Consider the following 16,703-nt stretch of genomic DNA (forward strand, 5'->3'; position numbering starts at 1 on the left):
CTTATAATAAAGCGGTTAATTTGGATTGTAATTGCTTGATAGCATTTCCTCGGTGAGAAATTGCTCCTTTTTCTTCAGCTGAAAGCTCGGCCATCATTTTATTCTCGGATGGAACAAAGAATACAGGGTCGTATCCGAATCCGTTGTTTCCTTTTCTCTCTTGAGCAATGGCACCTTCGCATGTTCCTCTAACAGTAAAAGGTTCCATAGTTGGTGATGCTACAGCAATCACGCAAACGAAGCGGGCTGTTCTTTCGGATTCTTTTGTGTCTCTAAGCTCTTCTAGCAGTTTTGTAATGTTTGCCTCGTCGCTCTTCTCTTCCCCAGCATAACGAGCAGAATAGATGCCTGGACGCCCATCCAGTGCATCTACCTCCAGCCCACTGTCATCTGCAATGACGATTGACTGTAAATGTTCAGCCAAGGCAGTAGCTTTTAAAAGTGCATTTTCTTCAAATGTAGTTCCTGTTTCTTCTACATCCATGTCCTCTGCAACGTCATGTAAAGTCAGAACTTCATACCCTAATGGGTTGAATAATGCTTCAAAATCCTTTGCTTTTCCTTTATTTTTTGTTGCAATAATAATTTTTTTCATTCGGTTATCAATCCTTTCTCTCCAATTTTAGATGCAAGGTCTCCTAATGCAGATCGTTGGATATCCATTAATTGTTGAATACCTATTTCTCCAAATTCAAGAAGCTCTAACAGTTCTTTTTTCGAGAAGGTTGCTTCTTCTCCGGTGCCTTGTAATTCCACATACTCACCGCCGCTAGTTTGAACAATATTCATATCAACAGATGCTGAAGAGTCTTCCACATAATTCAAATCAAGAACGACACCAATCTCATCGACGATTCCTACACTTGTTGCAGCTAAGAATTCTACGACCGGGAACTTAGCCAGCTGCTTTTGTTCATAAAGTTTTCCTAATGCAATCGTTAAAGCAACGAATGCTCCAGTTATACTTGCAGTTCTAGTTCCACCATCCGCTTGAATTACATCACAATCTACCCAAATTGTTTTTTCGCCTATTACTTCTAGGTCCACTACAGAGCGCAATGCTCGTCCAATTAGACGTTGTATCTCCATTGTACGACCTGTAACCTTCCCTTTGGATGATTCACGCTGAGTGCGTGATTCTGTTGCACGTGGCAGCATAGAATATTCTGCAGTGATCCAGCCCTTGCCTTGTCCTCTTAAAAAAGGTGGTACTCGATCTTCTATTGTTGCATTACAAATTACCTTTGTATTACCAACCGTTATCAATACTGAGCCCTCTGGATGCATTAAATAATTTGTTTCAATCGTTACATTTCTAAGCTGTTTTGGTTCTCTTCCATCAAATCTAATCATATTTTTCTCCTTTTTCTCACCTGAGCAAAAGAAAACCCCGCTATTTGAGGATTCTCCTAACAGGGTCAATTAAATGAAATTGTTCTAACATCTGCGTTCGACATTTCTAACCACTTTTCTACAATCGTTTTAAAGATAGGAACAGATCCGGTTGTATAGAAAATCGGTTCCTTCGCTTCTTTAATAGGGTTCTGTAAATGATGATACTCTAAGTACTCCAGTACATCCTGGGCAGTTTCTTCTGCTGAGGAGAGAACATGCACGTTCTTTCCAACAACACTCTCGATATGTTTTTGTAGTAAGGGATAGTGTGTGCAACCAAGGATTACTGTATCAAAATGCTCTGATTTTAAGGGCTCTAAAGCCTCTATAACCATTTTGTGAGCAAAATCACCCTCATATTCATTACTTTCTACAATTGGCACAAAAGTAGGGCAAGCAAGGGGAATTACCTTACTTGATGTATTTAAGGCAGCAATCGCCTCTTCATACGCCCCACTTTTAATAGTACCGCTTGTACCTAAGACTACGATTTCGTTTTTTTTAGTTGCCTTAATAGCTGCTCTTGCACCTGGGAAAATAACGCCAATTACAGGAAATGGCATTTTTTTACTTAGTGAATTAAGAGCCACTGCTGTCGCAGTATTACATGCTATCACGAGCATTTTTATATTCATTTTAGACAAGGCAATTGCCATTTGCCATGTGAATTTACGAACTTCACTGCCAGTTCTAGGTCCATAAGGACATCTAGCTGTATCACCTATATAAATAATTTCTTCGTTGGGAAGTAGTCGCATAATTTCTTTTGCAACTGTCAATCCTCCCACACCAGAGTCTATCACACCGATTGGGGCTTTCACGTCAATTCCTCAGTTCTTTTTCATCTCTTGATGTAATTTTGCTAATAAAGTTGATAATGCTGTTGCTTCGTCTTGATCAAATTGTTTTAGCACGTCTTTTAAATACTGCTGTCGTTTGTCAATTACTTCTTCGATGATTCGTTCGCCTTCTTTTAATAAATGTATCCGTACGACACGACGATCTTGCTCGTCTCTTACTCGCTGGACCAATTCGCTCTTCTCCATACGGTCAATTAAATCCGTTGTGGTACTAAAAGCTAAATACATTTTATTAGATAAATCCCCGATTGTCATGTCTCCAATTTCAAAAAGCCATTGAAGTGCCACAAATTGGGGAGGCGTTATCGTATAAGAATTAAGGATTTGTCGCCCTCTCTGTTTGATAATCCCTGATATATGCCGAAGCTCTTTTTCTAAAAAAGCAACATCTTCGTGATTTAACTCAACTTGATTTTTTTCTTCTGCCATTAATAACTTCACTCCTCAAAACAATGCGTCCTACTTATTATTGTGACTTGTTCTGAGGAAAATGGCAAGGATTCAAATCAATTCAATGATAATTCTCCAAGTCTTAATAGTTCAACAATTGCTTGTGATCTACCTGATACACCTAATTTTTGTATCGTATTAGATATATGGTTGCGAACTGTTTTTTCACTAATAGACAGCTGAATTGAAATGTCTTTTGTAGAATTATCTTCTACTAATAACTGAAATATTTGACGCTCTCTGCTCGTCAATATTGATCGTTGCTGATTACCATCGTACAATGCCATAGCCCCCTATCCACTCTCCTACTAACGTATGTAGCAAGGGGATGGTAGGTGACGGCTAGCTGATACTCTTTTGAAAAACTTCTCTTTCCTCTTCCGTCCATTTTGCAGCTTTTCCAGTTCTTTTATCAATTTGGACGATAGAGCCTCTACCTGTGAATACGATTTCCCCTTTTACATTCTTTGCCATGTAATGGATATCAACTGATGATCCCCCAACGGAATTAGCTTTTACATAAATCCGAAGCTTCTCATCAAAAAAGACTTGCTTCTGGTAATCGCATTGTAAATCGGCAACAACTGGTATCTTATCCCCTTTAGGATTTAGCCAGTCATTCATAAGCATTATATTTTTGAAGTATTCAATACGCGCGTATTCGAAGTATGCAAAAGTAACCGTATTATTTAAATGTCCGTACATATCCGTTTCTGAAAACCGTACACTCACCTCTGAGTAAAATGAAAATTCCTTTTCCCATGCTTCTAAGTTTTCTATGTATGCTGCTCTCATCTAATAATCCCCTTTATAAAATAGTTAGCCTATATCCATTAAATGAATAGCCATTCATTTAATTATATCAGAAAATTAAAAATCTAACTAATGCTTAGAAGAAAAATTTTAAAATGTTACAGCTATTTAGCTACTCCAATCATAAATAGTACTATCCGGTTATAAAATTTCGCGAACGGTCATAAATTTTTCTATCCGGTCATAAACAACTCGCCGCTCATTACTCACGGTAATCTAAGATTTTCCCCATAAGAAAAAGCCTAGAATCTTAAATTCTAGGCTTTTTCTATCTATATTAGTCAACCATATTGTCGCTTCCGAAGAAGTTTTTGAACATTTGAACTGTAGTATCACGGTTCAATGCAGCGATAGAAGTTGTAAGTGGAATACCTTTTGGACAAGCAACAACACAGTTTTGTGCGTTACCACAGTTTGCAAGGCCTCCGTCTCCCATAATTGCATTCAAACGCTCGTCCTTATTCATAGCTCCAGTTGGATGAGCATTGAACAAGCGAACTTGTGATAGTGGTGCTGGCCCGATAAATGAAGCATTATCATTTACGTTTGGACAAGCCTCTAAACATACACCACAAGTCATACACTTAGATAATTCGTAAGCCCATTGACGTTTACGTTCAGGCATACGTGGACCCTCTCCAAGGTCATAAGAACCATCAATTGGAACCCATGCTTTTACTTTTTTCAAAGCATCGAACATGCGGCTTCTATCTACTTGAAGGTCACGTACAACAGGGAAAGTACTCATAGGTGCTAATTTGATTGGTTGAGTCAATTGGTCAATAAGTGTTGAACAAGATTGACGTGGACGACCGTTAATAACCATAGAACATGCTCCACAAACTTCCTCTAAGCAGTTCATGTCCCAAGTTACTGGAGTAGTAGCCTTACCATCTGTGTTCACTGGTCTTTGACGAATTTCCATTAAAGCGGAAATTACGTTCATATTTGGACGCCAATTAACTTCGAATTTTTCCCAGTAGGGATCAGATTCAGGAGTATCTTGACGGTATACTTCTATTTGAACTTTTTTGGTTTCAGTTGCCGTCACCATAATTAGTTTGCTCCTTTCGTTGATGAGTAATCACGTTTACGAGGAGCAACAAGTGATACATCAATTTCTTCATAATGAATTATTGGAGCCCCTGTAGCTGGGTCAAACTTAGCCATAGTAGTTTTCATGAATTCTTCGTCATTACGTTCTGGGAAATCAGGTTTGTAATGTGCTCCACGGCTTTCATTACGTTGAAGTGCTCCTAACGTGATAACACGTGCTAAGTATAACATATTTTTCAATTGACGCGTAAATGAGGCACCTTGGTTAGACCAACGTTGCGTATCATCCATGTTAATATTTTCGTATCTTTCCATTAACTCTTGGATTTTCTTATCAGTTTCTTCTAGCTTGTCATTATAACGTACTACTGTTACGTTATCGGTCATCCACTCGCCTAGTTCTTTATGAATTAGGTAAGCGTTTTCTGTACCTTTCATAGCTAGTGTTTGATCCCACTTCTCTTGCTCAAGTTTTACTTCATTTTCATAAATTGAAGCATCCAAGTCTTCTGCATGAGTTGCAAGGCCTTTCATGTATTTAACTGCATTAGGCCCAGCTACGCTTCCGCCAAATACAGCAGAAAGTAATGAGTTAGCTCCTAAACGGTTAGCTCCATGTTGAGAATAGTCACATTCACCAGCAGCGAATAGACCAGGAATGTTAGTCATTTGATCGTAATCTACCCATAATCCACCCATTGAATAGTGAACTGCTGGGAAAATTTTCATAGGAACTTTACGAGGATCGTCCCCAGTAAATTTCTCATAGATTTCAATAATTCCACCAAGTTTAACGTCTAATTCATGTGGGTCCTTATGTGAAAGATCTAGATAAACCATGTTTTCACCATTAATACCTAATTTTTGGTTTACACAAACATCAAAGATTTCACGAGTCGCAATATCACGTGGTACTAGGTTACCATATGCAGGATATTTCTCTTCTAGGAAGTACCATGGTTTGCCGTCTTTGTATGTCCAGATACGTCCACCCTCACCACGAGCTGATTCTGACATCAGACGTAGTTTATCATCTCCAGGGATTGCAGTTGGGTGAATTTGAATGAATTCCCCGTTTGCATAGTAAGCTCCTTGTTGATATACGATACTTGCTGCAGAGCCTGTATTAATAATAGAGTTAGTTGTTTTACCGAAGATGATCCCAGGTCCACCTGTTGCCATGATTACTGCATCTCCACGGAAAGCACGGATTTCAGATGAGTTAAGGTTTTGCGCTTTAATACCGCGACAAGTACCTTCATGGTCTTTTATAATACCCAGGAATTCCCAGCCTTCGTACTTCGTTACTAATCCTTCTACTTCATAACGACGAACTTGCTCATCAAGCGCATAAAGTAATTGTTGACCAGTTGTTGCACCAGCAAATGCTGTACGGTGCATTAAAGTTCCTCCAAAACGACGGAAGTCCAATAAGCCCTCTGGCGTACGGTTGAACATAACACCCATACGGTCAAATAAATGGATGATTCCTGGAGCGGCATCAGCCATTGCCTTAACTGGGGGTTGGTTTGCTAAAAAGTCTCCACCATATACAGTATCATCTAAATGCACTGCAGGTGAATCCCCTTCACCTTTTGTATTTACAGCTCCGTTAATACCGCCTTGAGCACAAACAGAGTGTGAGCGTTTAACAGGAACTAATGAGAATAGATCTACTTGTGTGCCTTCTTCAGCAGCTTTCATTGTTGCCATTAAGCCAGCTAATCCACCGCCGACAACAATAAGTTTACTTTTTGCCATGCTATTTCACTCCTTAAATTTATAGTAGCTTAGGTGTAGAAGGGTCTTATACGAATGCTAAAAGTGCTTGTACACCAACTACAGATAACGCTAAGAAGATTACTAATGTTACATAAGTTGAAATTCTTTGAGATTTTGGTGATTGTGTAATTCCCCAGCTTATAAGGAATGACCAAATACCGTTAGCTAAGTGGAATGTAGCTGAAACTACCCCAACAATATAAAACGCTAACATCCAAGGATTCGATAAGATTTCATTCATCATATTGAAGTTAACTTCTTTTGCACCAATTGCTTTTTGGAAACGTGTTTCAAAAATGTGCCATGCAATAAACACCACTAGGAAAATACCTGTGAATCGTTGTAAAATAAATAACCAGTTTCTTAATGTGCCATATCTATTTGGATTATACTTAACAGTAAATGCAATATAGATACCATAAAATGCATGGAATAATAAAGGAATATAAATTACGAAAATTTCCAGCAATAGCACAAATGGAAGGCTTTCCATAAAATGAGTAGCTTTGTTAAAAGCCTCTTCTCCTCTTGTAGCAAAATGGTTAACTACTAAATGTTGCGTCAAAAATAATCCGACTGGAATAATCCCTAGTAAAGAATGTAATCGACGCATGTAAAATTCGCGATCTTTCGACAAAACAGTAACCCCCCTCAGATTTCCAATTAGCGATGATTAAATTATTGTAATAGAACAATAAATCATCACATGTTCACACCTTCTTGTTACGAATTTATGACATATCCATTGTACTCTCATCATTTTGGAGCGTCAAGGTATGTTTCTTTATTTTATTCATCTTTCAGACACATTTCCCTATAATGATTAGATTAACTTTTCACAAAGTATTCCATCCCCGAGAAAAATTTTATGTTAAAATAGATTCATAGTTTTTTATTTACATTTTCTTTTAGAAAGAAGGGTTGCTACTTGAATGAAAAAGAACATTCACATGTAACTTCCTTTGGATACGAAATAATAAGAGATCACGTGCTTGCTTCTATTCTCGGAAAACATGAAAAAGATATTTTATACTGGGCAGGTAAAGACCTCGCTCGTAAATTTCCTCTCTATTCAATGGAAGAAGCCATCTCTTTCTTCCAAGAAGCTGGTTGGGGAAAGCTTGAATTAGAAAAAACTTCGAAGGATTCTGCTCATTACATATTAGAAACCTTTAATTTGCCTCAAAGTGGGATTAACAGAAGTCATAGACTAGAGGCAGGTTTTCTTGCGGAGCAGCAACAAAAAATTGGCGGCTATGAGACCGAGTGCTATGATGAGCTTGTCAAAAAAACTGGAATGGTCACTTTTCATATAAAATGGGATTTAAAAAGTTCGCGATAAAACAGCATGTATACAAAAAAGAGGATTGTAGGTAAAACGACAATCCTCTTTAAATATAGAATTATCGGCTGATAGCCAATTCAAATTCATTATGCAAGGCATTAGCAGCTTGGATCATATTCCCCTGAGGTACTACTACAGAAACTTTAATCTCTGAGGTGCTTACCATTTTGACAGGTATGTTCTCCTTACTAAGACGGTCAAACATTTGGGCAGCAACACCTGGATTAGATACCATTCCCGATCCTACTATCGATACTTTAGCTAGGCCAACCTCAAAATCAGCAAAAGTAAAACCTAATGTTTTTTTATTTGTTTCTAAAACCTCAATTGCTTCTGAAAGTGATTCCTTTTTGATAGAGAACGAAACTGTTGGCTTAATGCCCTCAACGATTGATTGGACAATAATGTCTACGTCTATATTATTATTAGCGAGTGTAGTGAAAATGGAAGCTAGCGAACCATTAAAAGGCACTTCATACTCTATAGTCAAACGTACTATATCTGATTCAAACGCTACCCCACGTACTACTAAATTATTTTCCACATCTACTTCCTCCTTTAAAATTGTTCCTTCTGTTTCTTCATAGCTTGATCGTACTCTAAGTGGTATTTTATAGTTTTTTGCAAACTCCACTGCTCGGGGGTGCAACACTCCAGCGCCTAAATTGGCTAACTCTAACATCTCATCATATTCCAACTGCTCTAGTTTTCTAGCATCTAATATATAACGAGGATCTGAAGTATAAATGCCATCTACGTCTGTGTAAATATCACATATTTCTGCATCTATCGCAGCTGCAACAGCGACGGCAGTAGTATCTGATCCTCCTCTTCCTAAGGTAGTGATTTCCCCCTCCAAAGAAATCCCTTGAAATCCTGCGACAATTACTACTTGGTTACCATCAAGATATTCATTTATCTTGTTGCCATCTAGTTGACTGATCTTCGCATTTCTATGTACATCGTCTGTTTGGATGCCTGCTTGCCAACCTGTGAGAGATAGGGCTTCCACACCAAGTGAGTTCAATTGTATTGCAAGCAAGGACATCGTCACTTGTTCCCCTGTTGACAACAACATATCCATCTCTCTTTTTACAGGACTATCGGTGATTTTACTTGCCAACAAATTTAAATCATCAGTTGTTTTACCCATTGCAGAAACAACTACTACAATATCGTGGCCTTTTTCTTTTTCATTTTGAATCCTTTTTGCGACATTCGTTATTTTGTCGAGAGTGCCTACAGAAGTTCCGCCAAATTTCATAACAATTTTACTCATTAACCTATCTCCCCTTTTGTCTCTGTCGGGATACAATAAAAAAAGCTTTCCACAAGATTGCGGAAAGCTAACTCTTCTCATACACGGTCAAAAAACAATTGCCCATGTGAGATAGCCCTCCAGAATATATATTCTGACAATCCTGCATCTCTTAAATACAGAACCAACATAGAAAAGGAAAAGCTTTTCTATATTTCGGCGAACAACCCTTTCCTAACCCCTCAATGGATCTTTCATCCTCATGATTAGTACTATTGCAATTCGCACCTCTATCTTCACTGTTTGAATAGTGAATATTAAATTGTTTTAAAGATAACATAAGATTATTCAGAAGACAATAAATTTTTCCGAAAATGAGCAATTAGATTATCTGCTAATTTACTAGGAAGCCCAGATTCGATTAACTCTTCCCTAGATGCAGCTTGCATTCGTTTGACGGAGCCAAAATGCTTGAGTAGTAGTTTTTTTCGCTTTGGTCCGATTCCTTCTATTCCATCTAATGAAGAAGCAATCGTATGCTTCCCTCTTTGTTGACGATGGAATGTGATAGCAAAACGATGGACCTCATCTTGAATCCTTTGTAATAAATAGAATGCCTCGCTAGTCCGCTTCATAGGTATAATCATTAAGGGATCACCATAAAGCAAAGAAGAAGTTTGGTGTTTCGTATCCTTGGCTAGTCCTGCAATAGGTATATCTAAGCCCAATTCATCTTCAATAATTTCGCGAGCAGCCTCTATTTGTCCTTTACCACCATCAATAATGATAAGGTCAGGAAGTGGCAGTCTTTCTTTTAGTACTCTTGTGTATCTTCTTCGAACAACCTCGCGCATCGCTCCATAGTCATCATGCTTGGCTGCTGTTCTAGTTTTATATTTACGATAATCTTTTTTATATGCTCTGCCATCAACAAAAACTACCATGGCTGAAACTGCATCTGTCCCATGGATATGTGAATTATCAAATGCTTCGATTCTGCTTGGCATGCTAATTCCCATCAATTGACCTAATTCCTCTACAGCCCCAACTGTCCGCTCCTCTTGACGTTCGATTAAGTGAAATTTTTCTTTCAATGCAATTGAAGCATTTTTTTGAGCCAGATCTACTAAGTTCTTTTTTGCTCCCTTTTGTGGAATAATGACCTTCATTTGCAGCAGCTCAGACGCCAAATCCAAATCGGTAGTATTTGGGACGAATATTTCCTTTGGCTTGATGTGTTCAGGTTTGGCATAAAACTGGCCTAGAAACGTAAGAAACTCTTCCTCCGGGTCACGATACATCGGGAATAGCGACACATCTCTTTCTATCAGTTTACCTTGGCGCACAAAAAAGACTTGGACGCACATCCACCCTTTGTCTACTGAATATCCGAAAATATCACGGTTCGTGAAATCATTCATCGTCATTTTTTGTTTTTCCATAACTTGATCAATGTGGGCAATTTGATCGCGGTATTCTTTAGCTCGTTCAAACTCAAGCTGTTCCGCTGCAGCATTCATTTTTTCTGTCAGTTCTTTCTTGACCTTACCATGTCCACCATTAAGGAAACTAGAGATTTCGTGAATTATTTCTGTGTATGTTGGTTCATCAATTTCCTTTACACATGGAGCTAAGCACTGACCAATATGATAGTAAAGACAAACTTGACTAGGTAGCTTTTGACACTTTCTTAATGGATATAGTCTATCCAGCAGCTTTTTCGTTTCATGGGCAGAATGGGAGTTTGGATAGGGTCCAAAATATTTCCCTTTGTCCTTTTTTACTTGTCTTGTAATAATTAGCTTTGGGTTCTTTTCCCCTGTAATTTTTATATATGGGTACGTCTTATCGTCCTTAAGCATGATATTGTATTTTGGATCATGCTTTTTGATCAAATGGAGCTCCAAGATCAATGCCTCTAGCTCAGACGATGTAACGATATATTCGAAGTCCACTATCTCTTGTACTAATCTTTGAGTTTTTCCATCATGTGAACCGGTAAAATAAGATCTTACACGATTTTTTAATACTTTTGCTTTTCCTACATATATAATAGTGCCTTGCCGATCCTTCATCAAATAACAGCCCGGTTGATCTGGTAGGATTGCACATTTCTGTTGAATTAGTTCGTTCATCTCATCACCTGTTTAAAAAAACCGGGCGCCTTAGAGGACCCGGTTTTTATTATTATGCGTTTTTCTCAACGAATTGAACTAGTGCTTCTTTTGGTTGGAAACCAACAGCTTTGTCTACTGGCTGACCATCTTTAAATAACACTAATGTTGGGATTGACATGATACCGAATTGACTTGCAGTCGCTTGGTTCTCATCTACGTCAACTTTAACGATTTTAACTTTCTCGCTCATTTCAGCATCCATTTCTTCTAGAACTGGAGCAATCATTTTACATGGTCCGCACCATGTTGCCCAAAAATCTACTAATACTAATCCTTTTTCAACTTCTTGTGAGAAGGTTTGATCTGTTCCATGAACAATTGCCATATATAATTCCTCCTTTATTAACTCTAAATAGATTATAGCAGACAAAAAATGCTTCATCTACAATTTAGCTTACACACGTAAATTTCATTTATTCACACAAAAACTCGGCCCAAAAAGAGCCGAGCATTTTTTATGCATTCACTTTAAGCTTTTTGAATTCTTCTGTTAGCATCGGGATAACTTCAAACAAGTCTCCGACAATTCCATAGTCAGCGACTTTAAAGATATTAGCTTCTGGATCCTTGTTAATCGCCACAATAATTTTAGAGTTAGACATACCTGCTAAATGCTGAATTGCTCCAGAAATACCAGCCGCGATATAAAGGTCAGGAGTTACAACCTTACCAGTTTGGCCGATTTGTAGTGAATAATCACAGTAGTCAGCATCACAAGCTCCACGAGAAGCTCCAACTGCTCCACCTAACACGTTCGCAAGCTCTTTTAATGGTGCAAATCCTTCCTCACTCTTCACTCCACGTCCACCCGCGATAACAACCTTCGCCTCTGATAAGTCTACGCCTTCCGTAGATTTACGTACTACTTCTTTAATGATTGTGCGTAGATTTGTGATGTCAACTGATAGAGAAGAAACGTCACATGATTTGCTATCGTCTTTTACAAGTGGTGCGATGTTGTTTGGACGAATTGTGATGAACTTAATACCTTCTTTAACTTTAACTTTTTCAAAAGCTTTACCAGAATAGATTGGACGAATATATACTGCATCTTCCCCTTCTCCTTCGATAGCTGTTACATCGGAAATTAGACCGATTTGTAATTTACTAGCGATTTTAGGAGATAGATCTTTTCCAAGAGCTGTATGACCAAATACAATTGCTTCGGGGTTTTCTTGATCGATTACGGCCATAAAAGCTTGACCATAGCCATCAGAAGTATATTGTTTCAAGTGTGGATGCTCTACAGTAATCACACGGTCTGCACCGTATTTTCCTAGCTCAGCAGCTAAATCTTGAACTGCATCTCCTAGTAATACTGCTACTACTTCCCCACCGTCAGAAATTTGCTTTGCTGCAGCGATTGATTCATATGATACATTACGAAGTGCACCTTCACGTGCTTCCCCTAAAACTAATACTTTTTTAGACATGATTTGTTCCTCCCATTTAATAAATGATTCGAACCCTCTTTACTTAACAAGACAGTTCATAGATTACTAGAAACTTAACCGTAAAAGTTATACTACTTTCGCTTCTGAATGAAGTAGGCTCACTAGCTCTTTTACTTGATCAGCTAGTTCTCCCTCTAAAACTTTTCCAGCTTCCTTTTTAGGAGGTAAGTAAATTTCTATTGTTTCTGTTTTTGCCTCTATGTCATCTTCATCAATATCAAGGTCATCTAATTCTAGTTCTTCTAAAGGTTTTTTCTTAGCCTTCATTATTCCCGGTAAAGAAGGATAGCGTGGCTCATTTAAACCTTGCTGTGCAGTAACTAAAAGAGGTAAAGATGCTTCTAAAATTTCTGTGTCCCCTTCAACGTCACGTTTGATCGTAGCAGTTGTTCCATCGATTTCTAGGTTAGTAATAGTAGTTACATAGTTTATACCTAACAATTCTGCAACGCGTGGTCCAACTTGACCTGAACCGCCATCGATCGCAACGTTTCCAGCTAAGATTAAATCTACATCCTTGTCTTTTAAGTATTCGGAAATTATATGAGCCGCAGTGAATTGGTCCATTTCTTCAACATCATCTTCTGTATTGATCAGAACTGCTTTGTCAGCACCCATTGCTAAAGCTGTACGTAGTTGTTTTTCAGCATCCTCGCCACCCATTGTAATGACTGTAACTTCACCACCGTGTGCGTCGCGAACTTGGATAGCTTCCTCGATTGCATACTCATCGTATGGGTTGATGATGAACTCAGCACCATCCTCTTGAATTTTTCCACCACTTACAACAATTTTCTCCTCTGTATCGAACGTGCGTTTAACTAGAACATAAATATTCATGTTGAAGTCCTCCCAATATTGTTATTTACCTTTAAAGACAGGCTGTCTTTTTTCAATAAATGCTGAAATACCTTCTTTGGCATCCTCTGAAACAAATACTGTTCCAAAAGCGTTTGCTTCTGCTTTTACCCCTTCGTGATAAGATGAAGTCTTCACAAATTGAAGCATTTCCAAAGCAGCCTTCACGGCAACAGGGCTTTTCGTAGCAATTTTGTTTGCTAGCTCCCCTGCTTTTTCAAACAATTCTTCCTCTGGATAAGCATGATTAGCTAGCCCAAATGCTGCCGCATCCTTTCCACTGATTGGTTCACTTGTTAGTAGCATTTCTGCCGCCTTAGCAAACCCTACATATCGTGGAAGGCGTTGGGTACCAGCGAATCCTGGTATTAAACCTAACTGTAGCTCTGGCAAACCAAGTTTAGCATTTTCAGCGACCAATCGAATATGACAGCTCATGGCCAACTCAAGTCCCCCACCAAGTGCTGCACCATGAATGGCTGCAATCACCGGTTTTGGAAATGTTTCGACTCTTTCGAATATAGTTTGTCCGCTAGAAGCTAGCTTCGAGAACTCCTCTCCAGAAGTCACAGTGGTAAATTCTTTAATGTCTGCTCCTGCAGAAAAGAATCGACCTTCCCCTTTTAGAAGGATAACACGAACATTTTCATCGTGCTCCACCTCATCTAGCAAGCTATTAACCTCTAAAATAACACCCCTAGCTAATGCATTTGCAGGAGGACGATTCAGCGTAACGGTTGCTACATGATTTTCGACATTCCATGACAAAAACTCCATCTACCCACATCCCTTTTAGGTTGTTATACCTTTTAGTAATAGACGATGTACTTTTTCTGTTAGTCCGACTAAGTCATATTTATACTCATTCATCACCCAGGAAGTAGTCGTCTCATCAATTGTACCAAAAACCATTTGTCTTGCTAAGCGAATATCTACAGAATTTTCGAATTCCTCGTTTTCAATACCTTCTTTTAAGATAGTGTCGAGTAATGTCAAATAATTTTTTAAGATAGCATTTATTCGCAAACGTAACGCTAGGTTAGATTGACGTAGCTCCAATTGAGTTACAGTTGCTAGATGCCTATTACTAGCAAGCACCTTAAAATGATTTTCGATCATTTTATACAACTTATCAGAAGCACTGATATTCTCTTTTAAAATTTCCTTCAAGTTATCCGCAAAAACTTCCATTTTTTCTTCAAAAACCGATATTAAAATATCTTCCTTGTTTTTGAAGTACAAATAGATTGTTCCATCTGCAACGCCAGCTTGTTTAGCTATTTTAGAAACCTGAGACTGATGGTATCCATTCTCTGCTATAACAATGATTGCAGCGTCAATAATTTGCTTATACTTAGGTTTGTCTTTCTTCAATGAATTCACCACCAAAAAATAAAAATATGAATGATGATTCATTCATATTTTTATTTTATATTCAATTTTTTATATTGTCAATAAACAATTAACTCTGTACTGCCACCTGCTTCAATTTTTCTCTTTCTTCGTCTATCAGGTTTCTTCTTAATATTTTTCCGATAGCTGTTTTTGGAAGCTCTTTCCTAAATTCATAAATCCTTGGAACTTTAAATGATGCGAGATTTTCGCGACAATGTGTATTAAGCTCTTCCTCAGTTGCAGTCATTCCCTCTTTTACAACTATATAGGCTTTTACAGTCTCGCCACGATATGGATCAGGTACACCTGCAACTACACATTCCTGTACTGCAGGATGTTCGTAAAGAACCTCCTCCACATCACGAGGATAAATATTATAACCACCAGCAATAATAAGATCTTTTTTACGGTCTACAATATAAAAGAAACCGTTTTCATCCATGTACCCTAAATCACCTGTTAGCAACCAACCATCTCTCATCGTCATATCAGTATCCTCTTGACGATTCCAATAGCCTTTCATTACCTGTGGTCCCTTTACAGCGATTTCTCCTATTTCACCATAAGGTAATGGGTCCGTGGATTCTGGTCCAAAAATAGTTGCTTCCGTATCAGGCCAAGGAACACCGATGGAACCTTTTACTCGATCTGCACTATAGATTAAATTAGCATGTGTTACTGGAGAAGTTTCAGTTAAGCCATAGCCTTCTACCAGTCTTCCACCTGTAACTTTTTCAAATTTTTCCTGAACTTCTGCTGGTAGAGGTGCCGAGCCACTTAAACAAGCTACGATAGAGGATAAATCATATTTTTTTACATCTGGATGATTTAAAATCCCTATATACATAGTTGGTGCACCAGGAAACAATGTAGGTTTTTGTTTATCAATTGTTTTTAAAGCAGTTTCTACATCAAACTTAGGTAATAATACCATACGATTTCCTTGCATAACAGAGAAAATCATAACAGTAGTCATTCCATACACATGAAAGAAAGGTAAAATTCCTAAAATTGACTCTTCACCTTCACGACATTCATGCAACCAAGCACCGCACATCGAAGCGTTTGCAATCAAATTTTTATGTGTGAGCATAACTCCTTTAGGAAAGCCAGTCGTACCACCTGTGTATTGTAGAAGAGCTATATCTTCATTAAAATCAAATGGTAAAGAAATCGAATCCATCTTTCCAACCTTCATAATTTCAGTAAATAGATGGTTCATCCCCCGATGCTCTACTTTTACACTAAATCCATATTGCTTCTTCTGAATAAAAGGATAAATGAGGTTTTTAGGAAAAGGTAAGTAATCCTTAATCCCTGTAATAATTAAGTTTTCCAAATTTGTTTCTTTAATAACCTTAGTTATTCGAGGGTAAAGAATATCCATAGCCAAAATAATTTTAGCTCCTGAATCCTTTAATTGATAAGCTACCTCACGTTCGGTGTATAGAGGATTTGTTTGAACGACAATACCTCCAGCATACAGAATCCCGTAATAACCTATAACCCCTTGTGGACAGTTCGGTAGCATGATTGCTACTCTTTCGCCACTTTGCAGACCTAATGACTGCAAATAATTCGCAAACTTCATTGATGATTCATATAGCTCTTTGTAAGTTACATCTCTCCCCATGAAATGTATAGCTATCTTCATTGGAAATTTCTTGTACGCTCTCGTAAGATACTCTTGGACGGGAATAGATTCATAGTCAAGCCTGTGTGGAACTTCCGGCGGATAGTGAGAAAGCCATGGTTTTTCAATCATTTGTTTGCCCCCTTTGTACGATTTTAATAGAGTGAATATTCCTATTTTTTATTATAGATAAAAATGAATGACAATTCAATTCATAAAACAAGAAA

The 16,703-nt window shown here is 38.1% G+C and carries 18 protein-coding genes and 1 riboswitch; of the genes, 1 reads left to right on the top strand and 17 read right to left on the bottom strand.

Translation table 11 applies throughout. The features are described 5' to 3' along the window. Window position 1: 1 nt before the first annotated feature. The 9 genes from MKY94_RS13060 to MKY94_RS13100 all read right to left on the bottom strand — a co-directional run bounded on the left by MKY94_RS13060 (window position 2) and on the right by MKY94_RS13100 (window position 6,993). Window positions 2-595: an XTP/dITP diphosphatase gene (locus tag MKY94_RS13060; protein ID WP_144535551.1), complete on the bottom strand. Its 594-nt coding sequence runs from the start codon at window positions 593-595 to the stop codon at window positions 2-4. Then, window positions 592-1,353, bottom strand: a complete 762-nt coding sequence (rph, locus tag MKY94_RS13065; RefSeq protein ID WP_151113597.1) for a ribonuclease PH — start codon at window positions 1,351-1,353, stop codon at window positions 592-594. Before rph ends, MKY94_RS13060 begins: the two co-directional genes overlap by 4 nt. A gap of 65 nt (window positions 1,354-1,418) precedes the next feature. After that, window positions 1,419-2,216, bottom strand: a complete 798-nt coding sequence (racE, locus tag MKY94_RS13070; RefSeq protein WP_144535547.1) for a glutamate racemase — start codon at window positions 2,214-2,216, stop codon at window positions 1,419-1,421. Window positions 2,217-2,225: 9 nt separating this feature from the next. Then, complete coding sequence (locus MKY94_RS13075; protein WP_144535545.1) at window positions 2,226-2,684, bottom strand: MarR family transcriptional regulator; 459 nt, start codon at window positions 2,682-2,684, stop codon at window positions 2,226-2,228. A gap of 77 nt (window positions 2,685-2,761) precedes the next feature. Beyond that, complete coding sequence (locus MKY94_RS13080) at window positions 2,762-2,986, bottom strand: LuxR C-terminal-related transcriptional regulator (protein WP_225215939.1); 225 nt, start codon at window positions 2,984-2,986, stop codon at window positions 2,762-2,764. Window positions 2,987-3,047: 61 nt separating this feature from the next. Further along, a complete protein-coding gene (locus tag MKY94_RS13085) occupies window positions 3,048-3,500 on the bottom strand; it encodes a thioesterase family protein (protein ID WP_154310487.1) in 453 nt (150 codons plus the stop codon). Between the two features lie 295 nt (window positions 3,501-3,795). Continuing rightward, window positions 3,796-4,572, bottom strand: a complete 777-nt coding sequence (sdhB, locus tag MKY94_RS13090; protein WP_186318036.1) for a succinate dehydrogenase iron-sulfur subunit — start codon at window positions 4,570-4,572, stop codon at window positions 3,796-3,798. 2 nt (window positions 4,573-4,574) lie between these two features. Further along, a complete protein-coding gene (gene sdhA, locus MKY94_RS13095; RefSeq protein WP_144535540.1) occupies window positions 4,575-6,335 on the bottom strand; it encodes a succinate dehydrogenase flavoprotein subunit in 1,761 nt (586 codons plus the stop codon). Window positions 6,336-6,381: 46 nt separating this feature from the next. Beyond that, window positions 6,382-6,993, bottom strand: coding sequence for a succinate dehydrogenase cytochrome b558 subunit (locus MKY94_RS13100; protein WP_151113595.1), 612 nt, complete (start codon window positions 6,991-6,993; stop codon window positions 6,382-6,384). Window positions 6,994-7,284: 291 nt separating this feature from the next. Here MKY94_RS13100 and MKY94_RS13105 point away from each other — a divergent pair, with 291 nt between their 5' ends. Next, complete coding sequence (locus MKY94_RS13105) at window positions 7,285-7,698, top strand: YslB family protein (RefSeq protein WP_191696790.1); 414 nt, start codon at window positions 7,285-7,287, stop codon at window positions 7,696-7,698. Between the two features lie 61 nt (window positions 7,699-7,759). On the opposite strand, the gene MKY94_RS13110 is transcribed toward MKY94_RS13105, so the two are convergent. The 8 genes from MKY94_RS13110 to MKY94_RS13145 form a co-directional block, all read right to left on the bottom strand. After that, window positions 7,760-8,980 carry an aspartate kinase gene (locus MKY94_RS13110; RefSeq protein ID WP_342577171.1) on the bottom strand — a complete coding sequence of 407 codons (1,221 nt, stop codon included), beginning with the start codon at window positions 8,978-8,980 and terminating at the stop codon, window positions 7,760-7,762. Window positions 8,981-9,084: 104 nt separating this feature from the next. Continuing rightward, window positions 9,085-9,260, bottom strand: a riboswitch (Lysine riboswitch). Window positions 9,261-9,303: 43 nt separating this feature from the next. After that, window positions 9,304-11,094, bottom strand: a complete 1,791-nt coding sequence (gene uvrC, locus MKY94_RS13115) for an excinuclease ABC subunit UvrC (RefSeq protein WP_342577172.1) — start codon at window positions 11,092-11,094, stop codon at window positions 9,304-9,306. 52 nt (window positions 11,095-11,146) lie between these two features. Beyond that, the gene (gene trxA, locus MKY94_RS13120; protein ID WP_144535532.1) at window positions 11,147-11,461 is read right to left on the bottom strand and encodes a thioredoxin; all 315 of its coding nucleotides are present in this window, start codon (window positions 11,459-11,461) and stop codon (window positions 11,147-11,149) included. Between the two features lie 130 nt (window positions 11,462-11,591). Beyond that, window positions 11,592-12,569: an electron transfer flavoprotein subunit alpha/FixB family protein gene (locus tag MKY94_RS13125; RefSeq protein ID WP_342577173.1), complete on the bottom strand. Its 978-nt coding sequence runs from the start codon at window positions 12,567-12,569 to the stop codon at window positions 11,592-11,594. Between the two features lie 87 nt (window positions 12,570-12,656). After that, a complete protein-coding gene (locus tag MKY94_RS13130) occupies window positions 12,657-13,430 on the bottom strand; it encodes an electron transfer flavoprotein subunit beta/FixA family protein (RefSeq protein ID WP_144535529.1) in 774 nt (257 codons plus the stop codon). Window positions 13,431-13,451: 21 nt separating this feature from the next. Beyond that, window positions 13,452-14,225, bottom strand: coding sequence for an enoyl-CoA hydratase (locus MKY94_RS13135; RefSeq protein WP_144535527.1), 774 nt, complete (start codon window positions 14,223-14,225; stop codon window positions 13,452-13,454). Window positions 14,226-14,240: 15 nt separating this feature from the next. After that, window positions 14,241-14,822, bottom strand: a complete 582-nt coding sequence (locus tag MKY94_RS13140; RefSeq protein ID WP_144535525.1) for a TetR/AcrR family transcriptional regulator — start codon at window positions 14,820-14,822, stop codon at window positions 14,241-14,243. An 88-nt stretch (window positions 14,823-14,910) separates the two neighbouring features. After that, window positions 14,911-16,608: an AMP-binding protein gene (locus MKY94_RS13145; protein ID WP_342577175.1), complete on the bottom strand. Its 1,698-nt coding sequence runs from the start codon at window positions 16,606-16,608 to the stop codon at window positions 14,911-14,913. Window positions 16,609-16,703 lie beyond the last annotated feature (95 nt).

Source organism: Psychrobacillus sp. FSL K6-2843, assembly GCF_038626375.1.
GTDB classification, from domain to species: Bacteria; Bacillota; Bacilli; order Bacillales_A; family Planococcaceae; genus Psychrobacillus; species Psychrobacillus faecigallinarum.